Here is a 3,451-nt window from a genome sequence, read left to right as displayed (position 1 = left end):
TTAGCATAATGAGGATTAGATAATGAGTGAAGAAAATAGAAAGACAACCAGTGATCCCTCATCGAAAACGGGTGAGAAAGCTTTTCCGACAAAGGTAGGTTATATAATCGGGATTATTATTTTATTTATCGCTGTAAGCTATATGTTTATGTATTGGTAATTAGCTGAAAAAGAAGGGGTTATGCCTTATAAATCTAATGAATTACTACCAGACCCAGTGAGGAGTGTTCTCCCCGCCCATGCGCAAGATATATATCGTGCGGCATTTAACAGTGCATGGGATCAATATCAGGACAGTGATGAACGGCGCGGAGATGACTCGCATGAAGCGACTGCCCATAAAGTCGCCTGGAGTGCGGTAAAACAAAGCTATCGTAAAAATGAGAGCGGTGAATGGATTAAAAAATAACACTCACCGCTCAGGAAAATAACACGCCTTGTCGTTATCCTGTCTTTGCCAATGAGATATTCTGGTGGCCAATTTTTTGCAATAATGCAGGAATATCAATTGGATCAATTTTATCTGTTTGTAGATAAGCAACGGCATATTCGTGCCAGATACCCGATTGCAGGAACAAAATAAACAGTTCCCGGTCCAGATGATTCTCATTCACCATGTTGACCATGATATTGAGGGCTTCGGACAACAACTTCCCTGGTTTATAAGGTCGATCGGCAGCCGTCAGAGCCTCAAATACGTCAGCTATGGCCATCATCCTCACCGGAATACTCATCTGTTTATAGGTGAGCTGATAAGGATACCCTTTACCGTCCATGCGTTCATGATGCCCACCCGCAATCACCGGGACATTTGCCATGGTTCGTGGGAAGGGGAGTTTATTTAACATCACGATGGTCTGCATGATGTGCTCGTTTATTTTATAGCGATCCTCGTCTGTCAGGGTGCCACGGCGAATACTGAGGTTATAAATTTCGCCACGGTTATAGAGGAACCTCGGTTCCTGTACTTTGAAATCAAAATATTCCGGGCGCTTATTTTTATTATCACGGTAAATAATATGTTCATCTTTATCCGCCAGCATTGGCTCCTGTACCGGTAGTGGAGCGGCGGGTTGTCTGGCTTTACGTACTCGCTCTTCTTGGGCGATACCTGCATTATCATCTAATGTGCGAGTCCAATGGTAAGCGGCAATTTGCTGGATACGCGCGATAGCTTCATCAGACATATACTCGCCACCCACATTGCAGTTGGCAATAAAGTAAAAATCTTCATCTAATTGGCGTAATTCCTCAGCTAACAACTGTTGATCGGCTTCACTGGCGCTCATTGCACCATATTGGCGTAAGAAGGCGATTTCTTTCTCACGTTTTAAGACTTCAAACCGCATGCGTATTTCATGGATGCGATCATAAATTAGCTCCAGTTTTGTTGATTTATCGACTACAAATTCCGGCGTGGTAATCTTGCCACAGTCATGTAACCAGCAGGCTGTATGTAGCTCTTCCCACTCATTTTCTGATAACGTAAAGTTGGCGAAAGGCCCCTGTTTAATATTGACTGCGGCACGGGCGAGCATTTTAGTTATTTCAGGCACACGCTGGCAATGCCCACCGGTATAGGCACTTTTGGCATCGATAGCTCCGGCAATAAGCTCAATAAATGCGTTGAGCAGGTTTTTTTGCTCTTGCAATAATCGCTGTGTTTCTACTGAAACTGATAAACTGCCCACCAGGGCATTAACTAATTGAATTTTTGAGCGTTCACGCTCAGCATTTAGCTCATAAGGGTTAAATAACAGTAGGAATCCGAGCAATTGGTTATCATGGGTCTTCATCGGTACGGCAACAAAGCGTAGGGGCAAATAAGGTTGTAGGAAGTCATGTAATTGGCTAAAGATATTATCTTTATTGAGCGTTCCTACAATGGTTTTCCCTTCGAGTACCGGTAGGAAAGTCGTGAGATTGTCTTCTTTAATTTGTAATGAGGACATTTCTGCTACCGGGATATTTTCACCATTCCAGCGAAATGCCGTTGGTGTGAAGGTTCCCTCATCTTTATCTGACAGAAAAATAATCCCTCCGGTCATGGCAGCAATTTCCGTGGTTTCACTTAATAGCCCTTGCATCTGCCGGAAGAAATTACTTTCTGCTGTCAGCATATTTCCCATCGAAATAAACTGCTTCAGTGTTGATTTCATTTTTGACATTGATTTGTGGAGCTCGTCAACTTCCTCAATCACAGAGCGTTCTAATTCGCGCTCTTCGAAATGGAGATTACTGATGGAATCCGCGTCCTGGCGTAGACGAATAAGGGGTTTGGATATTTTTCTGGAGAAATACCAAACTAACGGCAAGCTGAGCATTAACAGAATAAACGCAATAAAGGTTGAGTGATTACGAATAGAATTTGCATCGGCTGTCAGATAGCTGGCGGGTGTCGCAATAATCAACTGATAGGCATTGCCGTTGCTATTAATCTCAACAACTGAGCCGAACCAGCGCTGATTTTGTGCCTCAAACATGATACTACGATTAGCATTGTTTACCGGTGAGTTGCTAGCTGTCTGACTATTTTTTTGACTATTGAGCAAAACTTGCAATACAGGGATTTGCCGGTCTGCACTGGTGTTATCTGCCGCCTTATCTTTAGGTTTTGGCAGGCTAGCGATAACTTCACCATGGGAATTAATAATAATGGCCTGGCTACCTGGCGGCAGATTTTGTTTTATTAAAAATTGCGAAAGTGAAGCCAGGGAAACGTCCAATCCAATGATTGTCTGTTTATTCTCAGCCTGACGGCTATAAGTAAAACCGACTTCTCCGGTGCCTTTAAAAATATAAATAGGAGAGGTGATCAGCATAGGACTTGCGGCGGCCAGAATAAACCAATCCCGCCGCCGTGGATCGTAGTTATCATTTTCACGCGGCATAACAGCAATCACTCGCTGCTGCTTATTAAGATAAATAAAACGTTTCTCCGGTAAACTATCAAGAAAACGATTACTTTGAACCATCCATTCGGCATCTTCAGGGGCATGGAATAATGTACGGTTAGCTTCCGTTAAACGCCGCAGCATAAAAAAATCACCATTAGCGTAGGCGCTATACACGGCACTGGCATAACTATTCTGCTTCAGAATTTCAATAAATTTATCGACAAAGGCCATTCGTTGTTCAAGGGTCGATAGTTCTGTGATTTGCATACTGGCAAGAATATTAACCGACATTATCATTGGTCGTGTTACAGCATCCAATTCAGCGGCAATCGCCTCTCCGGTTTTTTGATACTGCCGATTGGTGCTGATTTCAGTCAATTTAGTCAGTTGGCTATGACCAAAAATAATAATGACGGTACCTATTGAGACGATCAACAAGGTGAAGAGAGCGGCTATCTGGATATGCAAAGGATAGCGGTTTTTTAGCCCGAATAGATTACTTAGCATCATAGCCATCCCGGAAGTTTATTATTTAATTACTTTTAATCATAGAA

The 3,451-nt window shown here is 42.8% G+C and carries 3 protein-coding genes; 2 read left to right on the top strand and 1 reads right to left on the bottom strand.

Going from position 1 to position 3,451, the window contains the following annotated elements; translation table 11 throughout:
• The first annotated feature begins 22 nt into the window (after positions 1-22).
• Together V2A85_RS22685 and V2A85_RS22680 are read left to right on the top strand one after the other, a co-directional pair.
• Positions 23-160 (top strand): hypothetical protein, encoded by a 138-nt coding sequence (locus tag V2A85_RS22685; protein WP_372558745.1) that lies wholly within the window; start codon positions 23-25, stop codon positions 158-160.
• A 21-nt stretch (positions 161-181) separates the two neighbouring features.
• Complete coding sequence (locus V2A85_RS22680; RefSeq protein WP_420072434.1) at positions 182-409, top strand: ChaB family protein; 228 nt, start codon at positions 182-184, stop codon at positions 407-409.
• Between the two features lie 34 nt (positions 410-443).
• Here the strand turns inward: V2A85_RS22680 and V2A85_RS22675 are convergent, their stop codons facing one another.
• Positions 444-3,404 (bottom strand): HD domain-containing phosphohydrolase, encoded by a 2,961-nt coding sequence (locus V2A85_RS22675; protein ID WP_420072435.1) that lies wholly within the window; start codon positions 3,402-3,404, stop codon positions 444-446.
• Between the last annotated feature and the right edge of the window lie 47 nt (positions 3,405-3,451).

The sequence above is a fragment of the Yersinia sp. 1252 StPb PI genome, assembly GCF_048593885.1.
In the GTDB taxonomy this organism is placed as follows: Bacteria; Pseudomonadota; Gammaproteobacteria; order Enterobacterales; family Enterobacteriaceae; genus Yersinia; species Yersinia enterocolitica_E.
The sequence above is the reverse complement of the archived record's forward strand: the minus strand, read 5'-3'. Positions and strand labels throughout refer to the sequence as shown.

What these genes read in the sequence shown, in the direction of transcription:
- V2A85_RS22685 (WP_372558745.1), top strand. Translation starts at nt 23, where the DNA reads ATGAGTGAAGAAAATAGAAAGACAACCAGTGATCCCTCATCGAAAACG.
- V2A85_RS22680 (WP_420072434.1), top strand. Translation starts at nt 182, where the DNA reads ATGCCTTATAAATCTAATGAATTACTACCAGACCCAGTGAGGAGTGTT.
- V2A85_RS22675 (WP_420072435.1), bottom strand. Translation starts at nt 3,404, where the DNA reads ATGCTAAGTAATCTATTCGGGCTAAAAAACCGCTATCCTTTGCATATC.